Annotated in this window: 9 protein-coding genes; all 9 read left to right on the top strand. The window is 45.5% G+C overall.

The window, feature by feature from the left end:
• Positions 1-69: 69 nt before the first annotated feature.
• The 9 genes from ACP26L_RS28310 (at position 70) to ACP26L_RS28270 (ending at position 19,221) form a co-directional block, all read left to right on the top strand.
• Complete coding sequence (locus ACP26L_RS28310; RefSeq protein ID WP_426448481.1) at positions 70-2,985, top strand: S8 family serine peptidase; 2,916 nt, start codon at positions 70-72, stop codon at positions 2,983-2,985.
• A gap of 32 nt (positions 2,986-3,017) precedes the next feature.
• A complete protein-coding gene (locus ACP26L_RS28305) occupies positions 3,018-8,204 on the top strand; it encodes a polymorphic toxin-type HINT domain-containing protein (protein ID WP_426448479.1) in 5,187 nt (1,728 codons plus the stop codon).
• Positions 8,191-9,081 (top strand): hypothetical protein, encoded by an 891-nt coding sequence (locus ACP26L_RS28300; protein WP_426448477.1) that lies wholly within the window; start codon positions 8,191-8,193, stop codon positions 9,079-9,081. Before ACP26L_RS28305 ends, ACP26L_RS28300 begins: the two co-directional genes overlap by 14 nt.
• A gap of 174 nt (positions 9,082-9,255) precedes the next feature.
• The gene (locus ACP26L_RS28295; protein WP_426448476.1) at positions 9,256-10,302 is read left to right on the top strand and encodes an FG-GAP repeat domain-containing protein; all 1,047 of its coding nucleotides are present in this window, start codon (positions 9,256-9,258) and stop codon (positions 10,300-10,302) included.
• An 18-nt stretch (positions 10,303-10,320) separates the two neighbouring features.
• Positions 10,321-12,975 carry a hypothetical protein gene (locus ACP26L_RS28290; RefSeq protein WP_426448474.1) on the top strand — a complete coding sequence of 885 codons (2,655 nt, stop codon included), beginning with the start codon at positions 10,321-10,323 and terminating at the stop codon, positions 12,973-12,975.
• Positions 12,976-13,085: 110 nt separating this feature from the next.
• Positions 13,086-14,612, top strand: a complete 1,527-nt coding sequence (locus ACP26L_RS28285; RefSeq protein WP_426448472.1) for a hypothetical protein — start codon at positions 13,086-13,088, stop codon at positions 14,610-14,612.
• Between the two features lie 50 nt (positions 14,613-14,662).
• Positions 14,663-15,712: an RICIN domain-containing protein gene (locus tag ACP26L_RS28280; RefSeq protein ID WP_426448470.1), complete on the top strand. Its 1,050-nt coding sequence runs from the start codon at positions 14,663-14,665 to the stop codon at positions 15,710-15,712.
• Positions 15,713-16,192: 480 nt separating this feature from the next.
• On the top strand, positions 16,193-16,897 hold the full coding sequence (locus tag ACP26L_RS28275) for an ABC transporter ATP-binding protein (protein ID WP_426448468.1): 705 nt from the start codon (positions 16,193-16,195) through the stop codon (positions 16,895-16,897).
• Positions 16,897-19,221, top strand: a complete 2,325-nt coding sequence (locus ACP26L_RS28270; RefSeq protein ID WP_426448466.1) for an ABC transporter permease — start codon at positions 16,897-16,899, stop codon at positions 19,219-19,221. The genes ACP26L_RS28275 and ACP26L_RS28270 overlap by 1 nt, the downstream gene beginning before the upstream one ends.
• The last annotated feature ends 45 nt before the right edge of the window (positions 19,222-19,266 follow it).

Here is a 19,266-nt window from a genome sequence, read left to right as displayed (position 1 = left end):
TATTTACCTCTTGCTAACCCAAGAGTTGAATATATACTTGCTTGCAATTACAGGTAAAGGAGTTATCACATGACCCAAAGTACCATCAAAAGAAAAGTGCCGGCCATGCTTAGTGCGTGCCTGCTGGCTAGTTTAATCCTGCCTCAGCCCAGTTACCTGGAGCATTCTACTGCTCTTGTGGCGAATGCCAGTGCTAGTGAGCTGCCGGTAGTCTCGCCTTCTCTCATGAGTGCTGCTAAGAAAGGCAAGGACAAGCGGATAATCGTCACATTCAAGAAGAAAGCGGACAAGACTGTTCTTCAAAAGGCAAAGGGAAAGATTAAGCGGGAGCACAAACATCTTCCGGTTATTGCAGCAACCGTGACAGATACGGAACTGGAAGCTATGAAGAAAAATCCGCTGATTCAATCCATTGAGGAAGATATCCAGTTGAAAGCGGAAGAGCAGGTTCAGGACTGGGGAGCAACCGTGTCCGGCGCAACCTATGCATGGAGTTCAGGTTTCACAGGTCAAGGGGTTAAGGTAGGGGTCCTTGATTCGGGGATCTCACTGAATCATTCCGATCTATCGGTTGCAGGTGGCGCTTCGTTTGTAGACTATACCACTTCGTACGATGACGATTACGGGCATGGCACCACGGTTGCAGGGGTCATCGGGGCCAAGAATAACGGGATTGGCATGGTTGGCGTAGCTCCGGATGCATCTTTGTATGCTCTGAAGGCACTGGATTCCAAGGGTGTCGGTTACCTGTCGGACGTGATCGCAGGGATTGATTGGGCGATTCAGAATCAACTCGATGTTCTGAACATGAGTTTGTCCACCACCGTCGATTCACCTGCCCTTCATCAGGCTGTGGATCAGGCAAATGCCAAAGGAATGCTGATTGTAGCGGCTGCCGGTAATAACGGGAATGCGCAGGGATCGGGGGACACCGTACTGTATCCCGCCAAGTATGATTCTGTCATAGCCGTCGGCTCTGTCGATAAAGAAAACAACCGTGCTGCATTCTCAGCAACGGGAAGTGCTCTGGAGGTAATGGCCCCAGGGGTTAACGTCTACAGCACGACACTCTCCAACGGATACAAGTACGCGAACGGAACTTCGATCTCCTCAGCGTTTATTGCGGGTCAACTTTCATTGCTCAAGCAAAGCAGTCCTGGGGCAGACCAAGCAGCGCTGCGTGCAAAACTAATCGAAAGTGCGAAAGACCTGGGTACAGCAGGCAAAGATATGCTTTATGGCCACGGACTGGTTCAGTATGGTTGGGTGAACGGGAATGAGCAGCCGGCCGATCCCGATCCTACAGTTAATGGGGATGTATACGGCTCCGTAACAGAAGATGTGTACAGTGTCACGGGAAATGTGTATGCCTATGCTGCCGCAACAGGTCCTGTGGTTTGGTGGAAATCTGGCGACCTAGGGCCCACCGATTATACGAGTTTTTTTCCTGATTTATCGAATGCGAAGTCAATTACCGTAGACTGGTATGATTCGTATTCAACAGATTATCATACCTACTATGCTCTCTATGAAAACAATACTGTCCGTTCGGTAAAGATTGATAAGGATGGGTATATTAGTAGGGAGGATTTGACTTTCGAATTTCCTAATCTGGAAAATTCAAAATCAATAGCAGTTGATAGTGTTCAAGGAGGCGTCTCTTATTTTGTACTTTCATCAAAAGATAACACGAATAGCGTTAGACTTTTAAAGAATAATTCTAATACAGATGTTACAGCTAAGTTTCCTTCTCTGGTTGGAGCTAAAGCTATTGCTGTTAAAAATGTAAACTATCCTACTGCCCAATATTATGTCTTATACAATAACAATACTATAGTGACGCGAAATAACTCAGGTGTCGATAATGATGTAACAATCGAATTTCCGAACGTAACAAGTCAGACTGATTCAATCGTTGTAGATCGAACCCATTCAGGGGCAGTCACATATTACACTGCGGTTCTTAATCTACTGCCTAAAATTCAAGTGAATACGGTAAATCAGAATGTAATTAAGGGCACTTCGACAAACCTTATTACGATCACTGGTACAGTCCAGGATGCAGATATGGATACTCTCACGGTCAAAGCAAGCGTAAATGGTGTAGAAAAAAGTGCAGTCATCTCGAATGCAAGAGATGCCCAGCCGTGGTCCCTTACCTGGAATGCAGATACGGACAATATTCCGGTAGGAACCTATAACAACATCCGGGTTTCGGTAACGGATGGCGTATGGGGCAGCGATTCAAAGCTATATAAGGGCATGATCAATGTATCCCAATTGCCTGGTGCGCCTACGAATTTGACAGCTATGCGTCCAAACTTTAGCGTGGCCTCTACCACTACACCTACACTGCGCTGGACATTCAATGACCCTGACGCAGATGACGGGCAGTCCGCATTTGATTTGTATCTATACAACAGCGCGGGAACTGCAGTTCATACTACCGGATGGAAGAGTTCAACGAATACAGCCTATACCGTACCGGCAGACATTCTTCAGCGCGGCTCGACTTACTCCTGGAAGGTGAGAACGAAAGACAGCAAGGGAGTGATCTCTCCAATGTCTGGTTCCAATTCGTTCAAGGTCAACGCGCTTCCGGTTGCAGCTGTAACTTCCTACACGGAAGGACAAACATTAACCGTAAACACCCCGAAGCTGACTTGGAATTTCAGTGATGCGGACAGCCAGACACAGGCTGCCTACCAGGTGTGGGCCTCGAAGGATAACTGGGCAACCATCGGATACAGTTCAGGTATTGTCAAGGGAGATGTGAAGGAGCATACGACAAAGGCATTATCCGGGGGAACTTGGACATTCAAAGTGGTAACTTTTGATGGCCTCGAATGGTCCCAACCAGTATACCGCAAGTTGGTTATTCCTGCGGGTGCTCAGGATCCGGCAAGCCCTACCTATAACCCGGTACAGACTCAATATCAATACGATGCAAGAGGCAACATTATCAGCAAACAAACGAATCCGTAACCGTAATCGTGATATGTCAGGAGGATAACACTTTGAGATTCAAGAAGGGTTTCATTATATCGGCCATGATTTGGAGCGTTCTGCAACCCAGCCTGCTCCCTTTCCTGGCGGAATCAAGCGTGTATGCGGCGGAGAAGAAACAGGAGAAGCAGCAGGAAGCGGCGGAAGACAAACGTCTGAAGCTAGCCAAACAATATGGGGTTAGTGAGGAAGACATTCAGTCGATACTGAATCAAGGGTATACGCTAGATGAAGCGGAGCAAGCATTCAAGAGAAAGATGGAGACAGGGCGCGACTTGATCCAAAGCCTCAACGAAGTCAACCCCAAGTTCGTAAACAACTCAGCTGAAGTAGAAAGTACCGTTAGCGGGGACGTCTACGTTCCGGAAGCATCTGCCGCTGAGGTAATAGCAGCAGAAGAGGTTGTCCAAACGGTGAATACCAAGCCTTCTGAAGCACCTTATATGATTAATTCGGAATACGAATCGGTCTCAACTGTATCAGGTGGCCTTTCTCTTCAGGCCACAGATATGACCATTTCCTCAAGGAATGGATTGTCCTTTGCTTTAACTCGAACTTATGACAGTAATAACGCACAGACCGAATATAACATTAGACGATTGGGGTTTGGCTGGAATTGGGATTTGCCTTATATTTCTGGTGAGTTTCTGCATCTAGCCGGAGGATTAGGATCGGGTGCCTATAGGATGCATTATGAGAATGAAGATGGCTGCACATCTTTGGGGTGCCCGAGCGTTCTCAAATTAAAAGGATACCCCTACGCAAATTTAAAGTTGTACACTGAATCCAATTACAAAGTAGTACAAACTTTAGACGGAACTAAATATTATTTCGGATTTGAGGGCTTGTTAGAGAAGATAAGTGATGTATATAATAACACACTTGAATTTTCTTATACTAACACTGATTATTCTAGATGGCATGATGTAAACAGCTTGTCTTCTATCAAGAGTGACACCGGACAAACCATTACAATCTCAGACGAAGCTCAGGGACTAGTTATTACCAAGGGAGAGCAACAGGTAAAGTTGCTAAAAAAGCAGTTTGGCAATGAGCGTTATTTTTATATTGCACAAGCTATCGATCCGGAAGGCCGAGTTACTACCTATGATTATAAAATTGGTGCTGCATATAAAGATTACTCGGATTCCAGTACTGATACGTACGCACCTTATCTTCTGCTAACCGGGGTTACACACCCTACAGGAGCTAAGAGTGTATATGTATACGAATCTTCGCCAACTGAAATAAAAGATCCAAATACGGCATTGCAATTTGTCAATGAAGCTTATAGAGTTCAAGAGAAATATTTGACTGCTACATTAATGGATGGGACAAGCAAAATCTTTAATCGTCAATCTTATAGCTATTTTGTTCCGGCTGACAGCTATAGAGACATGACCATATCTACAACGGTTGATGATGGCTTGTCCAAGACAAAGTTTACTTATGACAAGGTGCTCCGGTCGGGGATCTATGAGGAAATTCCGGTATATTACAATACCAATACGACCAAAAGTGCTTCTTACAACAATATTACTTACACCATTTCAACGGATTACACGCATGATCGGGCTAGACTATACTTTATTGAACCGATCAATGAGAAGATTACCTACAGCGCTTCAGGGCAATCAATCGAGTATACAAGCTCACGGCAGTACGATTCTTACGGCAACGTACTGTCGTCGACCAATCCACTTGGTGTAACAACAAATTATGCTTATGAGGCAGGGCTGCTTAGGAGTGTAACCGAACCAATCACTGATACACAGAAGCGTTTCACGCTGATTACTCGCAATGCACAGAAGAAAGTGATTAAAGAACAGGTATACGATGGCAGTGAGTCCGGTACCCTGTTGTCCGAGAAGACCTATGAGGACATTGACGCATATGGGAATACTCGAAAAATAACAAGCAAGACAGGCACAGCCAAGAGCAGTGTTGTAACGATCGAGTATGCTGATGCGTACCAGAACCGGTTCCCAACCAAAACGAAGTCGACCGTAACGGATGCGGATGGGAAAGTATCGACAGTTGTGAACAGCTATGAGTATAACTCCAATACTGGTCAGGTTACCAAGCTTTACGATGGCAAGAATGCTGCTACCACTTATCAATATGACTTGCTCGGACGGATTATTAAAGTTACGAATCCGGATAACAGCACATCACTTATTCAGTATAACGATACAAATAACTCGCTCCAGCTTACGGATGAGACAGGCGTTCAGACGTATACGCAGTGGAATCCGATAGGCTGGAAGATCCTTGCGGGCTTTAATGAGAAGCTGATCAAGGCAAAGATGGGTTATGACGATTACGGACGGCTGGCGTGGACAGAAGACGCCAAGGGCAACAGAACAACATACGGATACGACCAGTGGAGTCGCCAGAACAAAGTAACAGCGCCAGATGGCACCTATTCAACGGTAGAAACGAATGATGTAGGTCTCACCAAGACAACGACAGATGCAACAGGATACAAAGTAACTGAAATCCTGGACAAATTAGGACGTGTGACAGAGCAAAAAGAAACAAAGAAAGTGATTGTTAATGGACAAAGCACGGACGAGACTACGGTACTGTCTACTTCGATTTATGACTATGCGGGACAAGTTCGCGAGGCGACGGATGCGCTCGCAAACAAAACCAAGTTCGATTACGATACAATTGGCCGGTTGATCAGTGTAACCAATGCCAAGCAGGAAGTAACGAAGTACGATTACTCGGCTTCAGCAGACAGCTTCAACCAGATGAGTATTGTATACCCGGACGGAAAGGTAAGAACTAAGAAGCTGGACGAATTGAACCGGGCGATGCAACTGACAGCACCTGGCGGAGAAATAGAGAAATATTACTACGACGCCAATGGCAACCGGGAAAAGTTCAAAAACCGCAACGGATATACGTATCAAAGCACGTTCAACAATCGTAACTGGATGGCCAAACAGGATATTCTCGCACCGGATGGTCAAGTGGTAGCAGGTGACACGGTCTCTTACACCTACGATAAGAGCGGCCGACGTTTATCGATGAACGATATGACGGGAACCACTTCGTATGCATACGATCCGTCAACTGGCGGATTGAGCAAGATTACGTATCCGGATGGAAGAACCATTCAATACAATTACGACGTTCTCGGGAATCTGCAGGACTACAAAGATCCATTTGATGTCAATGTATACTACAGCTATGACGCATTGAACCGTATGACTTCTGTGGGACAAACTGCTGGTTCCACCTTAACGGGTAGCCCCTATGCGCAGTACAGCTATTATGCCAATAGCCAGTTGAAGCAGATCAAGCAGAGTAATGGGGTAACGACGGATTACACTTACGAAGGTCCGCAGTTGAAGACACTAATAAACAAAACATCTACGGGAACTGTCCTGCACAACTACACCTATATTTACGACAAAAACAGTAATCAGACCTCGATTAATACGGATGGTCAGACAGCCAGCTTCAGTTATGACCAGTTAAACCGCATCTCCACATCCAATAGTAAAGAAAAGAGCGACGTGGAGTTTGCGGAGACAGGCTACAACTACGATCAGCACAACCGCTTGACGAGTCTTACCGCCAATGGCCAAACGGTTTCGTACAAGTACAACGGTGACGGCTTGCTGTGGGAACGGACGAAAAACGGCGAAACCAGTAGATATTACTACAATGGTGACCAGGTTATTGCCGAAGCTACCGTATCCGCCGCAGGAGAAGTAGAGTTTAAGGCTCGGTATTTGAGAGGCCTCGGACTTGCAGCTATGGATAATGGCCAGATGGTCGCGTACTATCTGCACAATGGACATGGCGATGTAACGGAGCTTCGAGATAGTACAGGGACTACGCGTCTGAACGAATACTCGTATGACATTTGGGGAAATCCGTTAGTTTCAAATGAGAGTATTACGAATCCCTTCCGTTACAGCGGTGAGATGTGGGACAATGATGCCAAGCTACAGTACCTGAGGGCTCGTTGGTATGACCCGAGTGTGGGTAGGTTTATTAGTGAGGATAGCTACGAGGGTGATATAACAAATCCGTTGACATTGAATTTATATTCTTACACTGCGAACAATCCCTTGCGATTTATTGATCCCAGTGGCCACGACTACGAATTACCAAGCGCAGGAAGACTGAGTGAGCTGGCTCAGAGTAGCTGGTACACAGGGGCTGTTAACTACTTCTTCAATTCCTTCTCGATAAATCAATACTCTGGGTATGATGGATTGTTGAATGGCATGCAACAATATAATCTAGAGTTGTTGAAAACGACCTATGCAGTAGCTGATAGTAGTATGAGATCGGTAATGGAAATACAGGGTCTTGCTTTAAGAAATGATGGATGTAGTTATTTAGATGGCGGTTGTCAGGGTGGAACGACTTCAATCACTGCTTCGGGTGATGGCTACCTCAATATAGATTTATATTTGGACGGTGAAGTAACTTCTTACGCAGTAGTGCAGTTAGAATCAGGACCTGTTCAATTTGAATGTAACTGCTTTACGGCTGGGACAAAGGTATTGACCTCTGATGGTGAAAAGCCGATAGAAGAAATAAATGTTGGGGATAAAGTTTTAGCAAAAGACGATAAAACAGGAGAGATGGCGTATAAGGAAGTTGTAAGCTTATTTCAGAAACAGGCTGATGAAATCTTTTATCTGCATATTGGCGGAGAGGTTATAGAGGTAACAGGTGAGCATCCGTTCTGGTTGGATGATAAGGGCTGGACATTAGTTAAAGACCTAAAAGTAAATGACTTGCTAGTAACAAGTGATGGACGTAAAATATCAATAGATAAAATCGAAAAAGAACCAAGAGAAGCTACTGTTTATAATTTTGAGGTAAAAGACTTTAACTCCTACTTTGTGTCAAATCTCGGGATATGGGTTCATAATTGTCAGGTAGGGACTTATACAATTACGTTCCAAAGCGGGACTGTTTATCACGGAAAAGGTCCGATTTCAAGAATGGACCAATCTGCAAAAGAACGCTCTTTAGCTAATAATGACCCAGTTATCACAAAGGTATTTACCCCTGCAGCTAACGTAAGGGAAGCACTTATGGAGGAAGCGAGAAGAATAAGGGATGACGGAGGTCCAGGCAAAGGGAACTATAACCGAATTAATAGCCCAGGTAAGAAAATACTCGAAGAAGAAGAGAGAAGGAGGCAACAAAATGGCGGTTATTGACCGAGACGGGTTTAAGTTTTTAAACGGAACGGATAATTATATAGTTGTTGAAGGCAGCAAACTAGACGATTGCATCGATTATATCAATGAAAAAAAAATTACTGCTGTTTATTTAATGAATCCATACTACACGCTTGATAATGTTGATTTTTTTTCTAAATGTAATCTAATTGAGAAAGTAAATCTTTCGTCTTCTTACATCACTGATTACAGTGGCTTTACTTATCTGAACAATTTGAAAACTTTACGCTTGCAAGAACCAAAAGGGAAAATGAGTTTATCGATATTCCCCAAATTGGAGGTTCTTTTACTTGATTTAGACAAAAATATAACAGAGTTTAATCGTTGTAGTCTTCTAAACCATATTAGTTTTTGGAAGTACAAACCTAATACTGGGGATCTTGGGGAGTTTTCTCAACTTTCATATTTGAGAGAACTGACACTTATCCAATCCGTAATTACAACGCTTAAAGGATGCGAAAACTTAAAAGCTTTATCTAGGCTAGAGCTTAACAGCATCAGTAAGTTATCAAATATTGATGATTTACGGAAAAACTCTGCAACGTTGAAGGAATTAAAAATTGAATCTTGCAAGAATATAAAAAGTTTTGAAGTAATAAAAGAACTGAAAAGCTTAGAAAGGTTGTCGATTATAAATTGTGGAGAAATACCTTCGCTTGATTTTGTTCCGCATCTTCCGAATTTGCGATTTTTAGTATTTTTAAAAACAAACGTAGTTGATGGAAACCTTTCTTATTGTGAAGGTATTGAATATGTGGGTTTTGATAATAAAAAACACTATACTCATAAAATGAGCGATTTTGTAGATGTAAAAAGACTGTATGGCAGTACTACAACAGTAATCGAGAAAAATTGACTTTTATGAAAGAAGTTCTGGTAATAACGGCGGAGTGATTGTAGAAGTCACTCCATAATCGGTCCAATTGGTGCGCCGCAGCGCTTGTCCGGATGTACTTTCTTGTACACCGTACTTGCCGCGGCGCTTCTTATTGTGCCCACGATAAACATAGCAAGCTAATGGGGGTGCATCATGAGGCTTGGTAAAAAGCTAATTTGGCTGCTAGTGATCAATATTCTAGTAAATGCCGCTATGTTCGAATACGTTCATGCCTATGGATCGACGACGTACAAATATGATCCGTCCGGCCGGTTATCGTATTATGTTACACCGAACCAACAAATCGTATCCTACCAATATGATAAGAACGGCAACATGCTGAAACGAGATCTTATCCGAAGCTTTCTCGGTGATGTCAATGGGGATAAGCGAATGGATGCAGTGCAGGTTATGAACGGTGCTTGGTCCGTTGGCTTATCGACCGGTACTGCGTTTAATCCGATGTCCAGATTTATGGGGGCCACTGGAGGTCCGTGGCTTAATCAAATGCTCGGTGATGTTAATGGTGATGGTAAGGACGACGCTGTTTCTTACAAGAACGGAGAGTGGTGGGTCTCGCTATCTAATGGTACCTCTTTTGCCGCTCCATCCAAGTGGGTTGCGGGTCATGGAGTAGGCTCCGAAAGCCAGCTGCTTGGTGACGTCAATGGCGATAAGAAACAGGATGCGGTTGTCTATTTCAACGGAGAATGGTGGGTTTCCTTATCTAACGGAACCTCCTTCCAAGCCTATACCCGGTGGATGAATGGATTCGGCGTAGGTTCCACCAATCAACTCCTTGCGGATGTGAATGGAGATGGTAAGCAGGATGCGATCATCTATTATTCCGGTGAATGGTGGGTGGCATTGTCTACCGGAACTGTCTTTGGTAGTTATACGAAGTGGATGGAAGGGCATGGCGTTGGTTCCGAGAGACAGCTGCTTGGTGATGTGAATGGAGACAGTAAGGCAGATGCCATCGTCTACTATAATGGGGAATGGTGGGTCTCTCTCTCCTTAGGCAATCGCTTTGAGGCATACAGCAGATGGATGAACGGTCATGGTGTCGGCTCGCAGGCACAGGCTTTAGCAGACGTGAACGGAGACGGCAAGGTGGATGCCATCGTGTATTTTTACAACGAATGGTGGGTGGCGCTATCGAGCGGAGAGCGGTTCCTGGCCTACTCGAGATATAACTAGATAAAGGAGTCCAAAAGAATGGGTAATCGTCGACGCAGTCTGACTATGTTTCTTATATTGCTCATCCTGGGTTCATTGGTGAGCCCTGCTGTCTATGCTACCAATAGCAATTATTTCTATGATAGTAACGGCCGCTTGGAGACAGTAAAAGGGGAACTGGAGAGCATAAGGTATGAGTATGATCCTAACGGTAACCTGACTCGGAAGAAGAAAGACGAGAATCTGCTGCTCAATGGTCATTTCGAACAAGCTGCCGAAGCCAGTGCTGCTGTGGCTGACCGCTGGACGAAAGCTGCTGCACCAGGTACGTTATACGAACTGGTTCAAAGTTCAGAGCCTTCTAACGGTACTAAAGCTCAAAAGGTCAGTGTATCGGGAATGACTCAGTCGCAATATTCCGGAATTATGCAGGATGTGTCTGTTGTACCTGGCAATTCGATGAATGTATCAGGTCGAGTTAAGATTGAAGCTCTTCAAGGGGCAAAGGTTCAACTTTATGTTGATTTCTTAACCTCAACCGGACAGTACACTAACTCTTCGATTATTGCGGAGTATGATAAGTTAACCAATGGGGGCTATATAACTATAGCCGGCAGTGGTGCGGTGCCGACCAATGCTGCTATTGCCAGGGTCTATGCTTTTTTGAGATCTACGGGTGACAGCGGAGGAGGCACAGTCTATATCGATGATACGGATTTGCGGTATGGAGGTGCCAATCTGATCTCCAACGGAGGATTCGAGACTACAGATAAAGGCAGGGATGTGGCTTACAGTTGGTCCAAAGCCGCGGCGCCTAACACGAATTATAAGCTCACGGAAACCAGTATTGCCAATGGGGGAATGGTGCAGAGGATTGCAGCAACGGGGATGACCAATTGGCAGTATTCTGGAGTCATGCAAGACGTCGCCGTGATCCCCAACAGACCGATCCAGATTAGTGGACGTGTAAATGTGGAGAGTTTACAAAATGCCAAGGTCCAACTCTATGTTGACTTTATGACCGTAGATGGACAGTACACGAATGCTCCAACTGTCGCAGCAGAATATGAACACACAACAGGGGGCGGTTATATCACAATAAGCAGCAATGGGGTAGTTCCTTCCAATGCGTCTTTTGCAAGGGTGTATGCCTTCATAAGATCTCTGGGCAGCGGTGGAGGGGGGACCATCTATATTGATGCTGTGGATCTACAATATGGCGAGCCTAATCTCTTGGCTAACGCTGGATTCGAGAGCTACACAGGCAGTAACAATATTGCCGATCTGTGGAGAGGGGAGTCGTCTCAACCCCTGGTCTCTGAATACCGCATAGAGCAGCCCAATACGGCGAATGGACGCCGGGTTCAAAAGATCGTCGCTTCTTCCCTGAACAGCGGACAGTATACAGGCATTGCTCAGGAAATAGGTATCCTTCCTAATTGCTCTGTCCAAGTAAAAGGTCGCGTCAATATTGAAAGCATTCAAAGTGCGAAGGTCCAGCTGTACGTTGATTATCTTACCAGTAGTGGACAGTATACCTACGTTGCTCCACTTATTGCTGAGTATAGCAATACAACCGGTGGAGGCTATGTAACAATCTCGGCTACCGGGGTAGTCCCGTCTAACGCCGCGTTTGCCAGAGTATATGCGATGATTAGATCTACAGGAACAAACGGGACTGGTGTCGTGCGTATCGATGCTCTTGAGTTGAATTACGGAAATGATAATATGCTTTCTAATCCCGGGTTTGAAGCGTACACGAAGAACAATGCAGCGGATAGCTGGGCAAGAGCAGAGGCACCGGGTACGGTTTACGAGAACTCCAATGCCAATGCCGCTGCTGGGGACAGGCTTCAAAAGATAGCCGCCTCGGGGCTTAACGCAGGACATTATTCAGGCATTGCTCAAGATGTTGCAGTAGCCCCAAATAAAAAACTGAGTATCAGCAGTCAAGTGAAGGTCGAAGGCTTGCAGGATGCGAAGTTCCAACTGTATGTTGATTTTATGACAGCGGATGGACAGTATACGTACGCTCCTCCCATCATCTCGGAGTATGCGAAGGCTACCAATGGAGGTTATATCACGGTAGCGGGTACCGGAACCGTGCCTGCTAATGCGGCTTTTGCCCGTGTGTACGCGATGATAAGGTCTACTGGAGTAGGTGGAGCAGGTGTTATCTTTGTGGATGTGCTTGAACTACGGTACGAGGAACAACTGAACCTTCTGTCCAATTCCAAGTTCGAATTAAGTACAACCGATCCTGCCGTGGCGGACTCTTGGAGAAGAGCAGATGCACCAGGGGCTCAATACCGATTAGTCCAGTTGACCCCGGAGAACAAAGTCCAAAAGGCTACGGCTGCCGGATTGAGTACCTGGCAGTACTCGGGTATTGTTCAAGATACGGCTGTTATCCCAAACAGCAAGATAAACATAAGCGGTAAATTGAATGTGGAAAGCTTACAGAATGCAAAAGTTCAGATTTACGTTGATTTCCTGACCTATGATGGACAGTTTACAAACTCTTCTGTAGTAGCAGAAACAGCTAGTACAACCAACGGGGCTTACGTGACGATTAGTAATAGTGGGACGGTACCTGCCAATGCAGCTTTTGCAAGGGTGTATGCTTTTGTAAGATCCACCGGTTCTAACGGCAGTGGGACTTTTCTTGTTGATGATTTGAGGTTGTGGTATTAACGAGTTAGCATTAGGAGGTGTTTGGAGTGACCGTAAGTTGTATTCGAAAGATCTGTTATGTTCTTAGCGTTCTATTAATCTTCCTGTCAACCTCAAGAACAGGCTATGCAATGAGTAAGTACCATTTTGATGATAATGGCAGACTAATACAAGTGGATATTTCGCCAGATGAATCCATTAAGTATGTCTATGATCAGAATGGCAATCTTACATTTAAATCATATGGCGAACCATCTTATCCATTGTCTTCAGCATATGGGGACCAACAGGGGAAGGACAACTGGTTTTATCAAATATGGAATGGTACCAACTATGAGAATATGACGTGGGATCCGGTTTTATATAGATGGGAAGGGAAAAACAGCTGGGATCTTATCACGAAAGACTGGATGCACCCTGACGGTAATGATGCGGTTCTCAAGTGGGTTGCTCCTCAGACAGGTTCAATTAGAATAGCAGGTATCGTATCTAAACATCTCACGAATCTCCAAGGGGACGGCGTCCGCGTTAAGATTATGAAAAACCAATCTCAAATATGGCCTGCATCTGGATGGAAAACGATTGAAGGCAATGATGCTACCGGTTTCGACCTTAATTTAAATGTAAATGTAGTAACTGGAGATTCGATTTATTTCATACTCAATCAAAATGGCAACAACGGATATGACGCGACAAGATGGAATCCTTCGATCAGTTACATAAAAAAAGCATCTTCGGCTTTTGGACCTGAACAAGGAAGAAACAACTGGTACTATCAAATATGGAATGGTACCAGTTATGAGAACATGACCTGGGATCCCAACTTATCGGGATGGAGAGGAAAGAATAGCTGGGATTTGATTACCAATCGTTGGATGCACCCTGATGGTAACGATGCTGTGCTTAAATGGGTTGCTCCTCAAATGGGATCTATTCGGATTAGCGGTACAGTAGCCAAGCACCCTACGAATCTCCAAGGCGATGGAATAAGGGTGAAGATCATGAAGAACACCACACAAATCTGGCCGGCCTCTGGATGGCAAAGCATAGAAGGCAACGATGCTGCTGGGGTAGCAAATCATTTGAACTTGAATGTAGCGACTGGGGATGCAATTTATTTTATCCTCAACCAGAATGGTAACAATGGGTATGATGCTACCAGATGGGACCCTGCAATTACCTACGTTGAAAAAGCATCCTCGGCCTATGGTGCGGAACAAGGAAGAAACAACTGGTACTATCAAATTTGGAATGGTACCAGTTACGAGAGTATGAAGTGGAATCCGGTTTTATCGAGATGGGAAGGGAAAAACAGTTGGGATCTTATCACGAAAGACTGGATGCATCCTGATGGAAATGACACTGTACTGAAATGGGTTGCTCCTCAAACTGGCACCATTAGAATAGCGGGTACTGCAGCCAAACATCCGGTGAATCTTCAAGGTGACGGGGTTAGGATAAGAATTATGCAGAATAGCACTCAAATCTGGCCTGCATCGGGATGGCAAAGCATACAGGGGACCGATTCTATAGGAATTGCTATTCATCTGAATAATATAAAAGTAACAGCGGGGGATTCCATTTATTTCATACTCAATCAAAACGGAAACATGGGCTATGACGCTACGGCATGGGATCCTTCCATCTTGTATCAGTAATTTGGTTCGAGATCAGATGGTCTTATTACCTAATGAAAGGAACTTTCATTATGAAAAAACTTGTGAGTATGTTGTCCACTCTGCTGATTTTCTGCTTTCTCTTGACCAATACGGTTCAGGCGGCAGTGTACCATTATGACAGCACTGGACGGTTGACGATCGTGGATCGGGGAAAAGGACAATTTAGGAATTATCAATATGACAACAATGGTAATCTCTTGACGACACGCGAGCTGTTTTGTGAAGAGTCGGACTACAAGATTATCAATCCGGGCAGTGGTAAGGTGCTGGAGGTTCAAGGAGCGTTTAATCAGAATGGCGCTGCTATACAAATCGGCGAAGATAAAGGAACCGCGGCGCAAAGCTGGTTCGTATGCAAGATGTCAGATGGTGCCTATAAACTGATTAACAAAAATAGTGGTAAAGCATTGGATGTTGCTGGGGGAGTGGTAGATAGCGGGACAAGAGTTCAGCTCTTCACGGATAATGGTACACTGGCCCAACGCTGGCGCTGGCTTGAGAATGCTGATGGCACTCTCAAGCTGATTAATACCTTGAGCAATAAGGTGCTGGATATTAAGAACGGTACGACGGCTGACGGGACGCCGGTACAGATCTGGGATGATAATGGAACCACTGCGCAAAAGTGGAAGTTAGTAAAGAAAGCAATCGATACATCCAAGGTATATAAATTGATCAACGTAAACAGTCAGAAGGCTCTGGATGTGAAAAGTGGAGGAACCACGGACGGTACTCCGCTGCAGATCTATATGGATAACAACACCAATGCCCAAGCATGGCGGATTACTTTAAATGCAAATGGGACTTATAAATTAATGAATGTAGAAAGTAATAAGGCATTGGACGTGAATGGCGCCGGTGTTGAAAACGGAACAAAAGTTCAGATTCACACGGATAACGGAACCCACGCGCAGCAATGGAGGATCGTAGACGTGGGCAAAGGGATTTATAAGCTGATCAATGCCGGCAACGGGAAGGCATTGGATGTAAATGGTGGCGGTACAGCGGATGAGACGCCTGTATGGATATGGACCGATAATAGTACCGGTGCTCAGCAGTGGAAGCTTGTAGCGAAATAAAGATATGCATGACATAAGAGGATTCACTCTTATGGCTTTTTTAGAAGTTTGACAACTTCGGAGAGGACCTGGAGGATCTCATCGGCCTGATTAGCCAGACAAGGGCACGGGGGGCTCCCTTCTCCGCACGCTGTAACAAGAACGGGATTCTAATGCACCTGTAGTCGTTGAGTTCCATGCCCCATGCTCCGGGGAACGGCAGCAGTTAGAAGCGTACGCTGATGAAACTGTATCATGAGTTTTATAAAGCAAAGCGGTGAGGAGAATGCAGGCGTACCGATCATGGGCGCCTGTTTTCTTTGTTGTGGAACCCGACTTTGGTCCAGCTTCAGGGGGGACTGAAGTTGGTTGTTCCTTTCTTTTTGGCTTCGTATAATCAATTTGAATGTAGAGGATACATATTCTAAAAATAACAATAAAAGGTTAATGTGCGATGTGCCCTCAGCTTGCGGTCCGGATTCTTATATGAGGAGATGTAAGGTGAAACCATTAATCGAATTCAAAAACGTGACGAAAGAATACAACATAGGCGAAGTGCCGGTCAAGGCGCTGAACGGCGTTGACTTTATTATCAACGAGGGTGAATTCGTCGTAGTTCTAGGTGCAAGCGGGGCCGGCAAAAGCACGATTCTGAATATACTTGGAGGCATGGATACGGCTACCTCGGGTAAAGTGACGGTCGGCAGTCAGGATCTTACCAGCCTTAACGAGAAGAAGCTTACGGCATATCGCGCTGAGAAGGTAGGCTTTGTCTTTCAATTCTATAACTTAATCCCCAATTTGAACGCTTTGGAGAACGTTGAGTTCGCTGCGGAAGTATGTAAGAACCATCTGAATGCCCAAGAGATTTTAAATAAAGTCGGTTTAAAGAGCCGCATGAATCACTTCCCGTCCCAGCTCTCCGGAGGGGAACAGCAGCGAGTCGCCATAGCCCGCGCCGTTGCCAAAAATCCTTTGCTATTGCTCTGCGATGAGCCGACCGGCGCGTTGGATTATGTGACCGGCAAGTCCGTGTTGAAGCTTCTTCAGGATTTGAACAGGGAGACGAATAAGTGTGTTGTGCTCGTCACGCATAACTCCGCCATTGCGCCGATGGCGGATAAAATCATTCGGGTGAAAAGCGGAAAAATCGAAAGCGTAACGGTCAATGAGCTCAAACAAAGCGTTGAGGGGATAGAGTGGTGATGATATTAATCAAGAAATTGTTCAGGGATATCAAGCAGTCGATCGGCCAATTTCTTGCCTTAGTGTTGGTTATCGCCGTGGGCGCTTTTTTCTATACGGGGCTGGTTACGTTAAGCAGCAATCTTAGCGCTTATACGAAGGACTACTTTCACGCGCATCATTTAAGCGATTTGAACGTCTACTACGATCAAATTTCCAAGCAGGACACGGCGAAGTTGGGCAATATCGAAGGGGTAAACAAAGTTGAAGGACGGTACACCTTCGATGCGACGCAATTTTTTGACGGTACGAAAGCGGCCTTAAAGATCCATTCGATCCCTGCGGGCAATACCATCAATACGCCTGTGATGATAGAGGGCAGCCTTCCGTCCGGCAAGGATCAACTCCTGCTGGATTCCCATTACGCCAGGGAACATCAGTACAAAGTCGGGGATCAAATCAAGGTAAGCGTCAATGACAAGGTTGTGGCGTTCACCATTAGCGGCTTGGGCGAGAATGCGGAATATGCCAAAAAGAACGAAACCCAAGACCATAAAACGTCCGGATTCGCCTATGTGGCTGAATCGGGAGTTCCCCGAATCGCCGGCAGCCTTTACTATAATGAGGTTTTGATCGATGCGGAAGAAGGGGTCGATGTAGACCGGTTAGGCCAGAACGTTGAAGCGCAATCCAAGAGACTTTCCTACGAAAGCCAAATAAGCAAAGAACGGACATTCAGTTATTCGCAGCTCCAACAAACCATCCATAACAATAAATTGATGAGCAAGGTTATTCCGTTGGTTCTCTTTCTGATCGAAGCGATCATTCTCTTCCTTATCATGTCTCGGATCATCGATTCGCAAAGGAACCAAGTAGGCATTATGAAGGCATTGGGAGTGAAGAACAGCAGCATCATGCTCCATTACATGGGATTCCCGGTGCTTGTCGGCATCATAGGCTCCATTCTTGGCTGCGCCGCTGCGGCGGGCCTGTTCATTCCATTGATTGAGGCGTCGAATGCCAGAGCTTACTCACTGTCGAACATTGCTTTCCCCCTATCCCCCTTCTCAGTCATTCCGCCCATCCTGTACTCGAGCGCATTCGGTATGCTGTCTTGTTACCTGAGCGGCCTAGGCATTCTGCGAGAACGCGCAGCGCAGGCGATGCGGCCCAAACCGCCGAAGAAGATGAAGAAGCTGCTCATCGAACAGTTTCCGGGGATCTGGAGACGCATTTCCTATAGCCACAAGCTCATTCTTAGAAACATCTTTCTTCATAAGCAAAAGGCGTTAGCAAGCTCCGTTGGCGTTGTGGTGAGCACCGTACTCTTGATCACTGCTTTCGGGACGCAAACGTCTTTGCAAAGGGTGGCCGACCAGATCGAGGAGGTGAATACCTATGATCTGAAGGTCGAATATACGAGGGAAGCAGAGCTGCAGAAGCTCCAGCTGCCCATCGGGATTGAAAGCAGTTATCATCAATCGTCCTTTCCCGTGGAATTCCTCAAGGGAGATCAGCATGAGAACGCCACGTTGATCGTTACGGAGAAGGACAATGCGCTCATTCAATTTTTCGACGAGAACGACAATCCCGTTGCGCTTGAGGACAGCGGCGTGCTGGTACCCAAATCGTATGCGGACCCCTATCAGATTGCGGTAGGGGATACGATCCGCATCAAATTCACCGATCCGTCGTTTGCGAATAAAACGGTCGAAATGAAGGTTACGCAAATATCCAATCAGTATTCGAATCCGTCGTTCTATTGCACGACAGCGTATCTCAAGAGCTTCGGCATCGACTACAAACCAACCTCGCTTCTAGTGAAAGCCGGCAGCGCCGCAGACCTTGCTTCCGCCCGTCAGTTCTTCGAGCAGGATAAGCAGGTAGTTACCATCGAGGACAAGAATGATTTGAAAGAATCCGCACAATATATTCTGAGGCAGAACCGTTTTGTCTTTATCCTGTTTATCATAAGTGCCGTCATTCTTTCGTTTGGTGCCATCTATACAATATCCTCCATCAATATCTATGAAAGAAATCGCGAGCTTGCCACTCTTAAGGTATTGGGTTATCCCAAAAGCAAAATAAACCGGCTTATCTTCGGTGAGAACATGATCCTCACCGCCTTTGCGGTCATTGCAGCACTGCCGGTCAGCGGCTATATGTATTCCATTATTGTAAAGGCGCTGTCGAGTACCCATCAGCAAATCCCAGATCAATTCAATCTGTTGGCTATACTGGTATCCGTCATTCTTGCCTTCTTGCTCACCACTCTCTCTAACCTGCTGCTTCGGAGAAAAGTGTCCCGAATCCATATGATTGAATCGTTAAAAAGTATAGAATAATCGAGATTCAGGACCGAACCGGCGGCGACTTATGGACGAGTAACG

Origin of the sequence: Paenibacillus sp. S-38, assembly GCF_049942825.1 — a bacterium.
Classification (GTDB): Bacteria; Bacillota; Bacilli; order Paenibacillales; family NBRC-103111; genus Paenibacillus_G.
This window is presented reverse-complemented; position numbering and strand designations above follow the sequence as displayed.

Coding starts and splice junctions, on each gene's coding strand:
- ACP26L_RS28280 (WP_426448470.1), top strand. CDS start 14,663: ATGAAAAAACTTGTGAGTATGTTGTCCACTCTGCTGATTTTCTGCTTT.
- ACP26L_RS28270 (WP_426448466.1), top strand. CDS start 16,897: ATGATATTAATCAAGAAATTGTTCAGGGATATCAAGCAGTCGATCGGC.
- ACP26L_RS28300 (WP_426448477.1), top strand. CDS start 8,191: ATGGCGGTTATTGACCGAGACGGGTTTAAGTTTTTAAACGGAACGGAT.
- ACP26L_RS28295 (WP_426448476.1), top strand. CDS start 9,256: ATGAGGCTTGGTAAAAAGCTAATTTGGCTGCTAGTGATCAATATTCTA.
- ACP26L_RS28310 (WP_426448481.1), top strand. CDS start 70: ATGACCCAAAGTACCATCAAAAGAAAAGTGCCGGCCATGCTTAGTGCG.
- ACP26L_RS28285 (WP_426448472.1), top strand. CDS start 13,086: ATGAGTAAGTACCATTTTGATGATAATGGCAGACTAATACAAGTGGAT.
- ACP26L_RS28290 (WP_426448474.1), top strand. CDS start 10,321: ATGGGTAATCGTCGACGCAGTCTGACTATGTTTCTTATATTGCTCATC.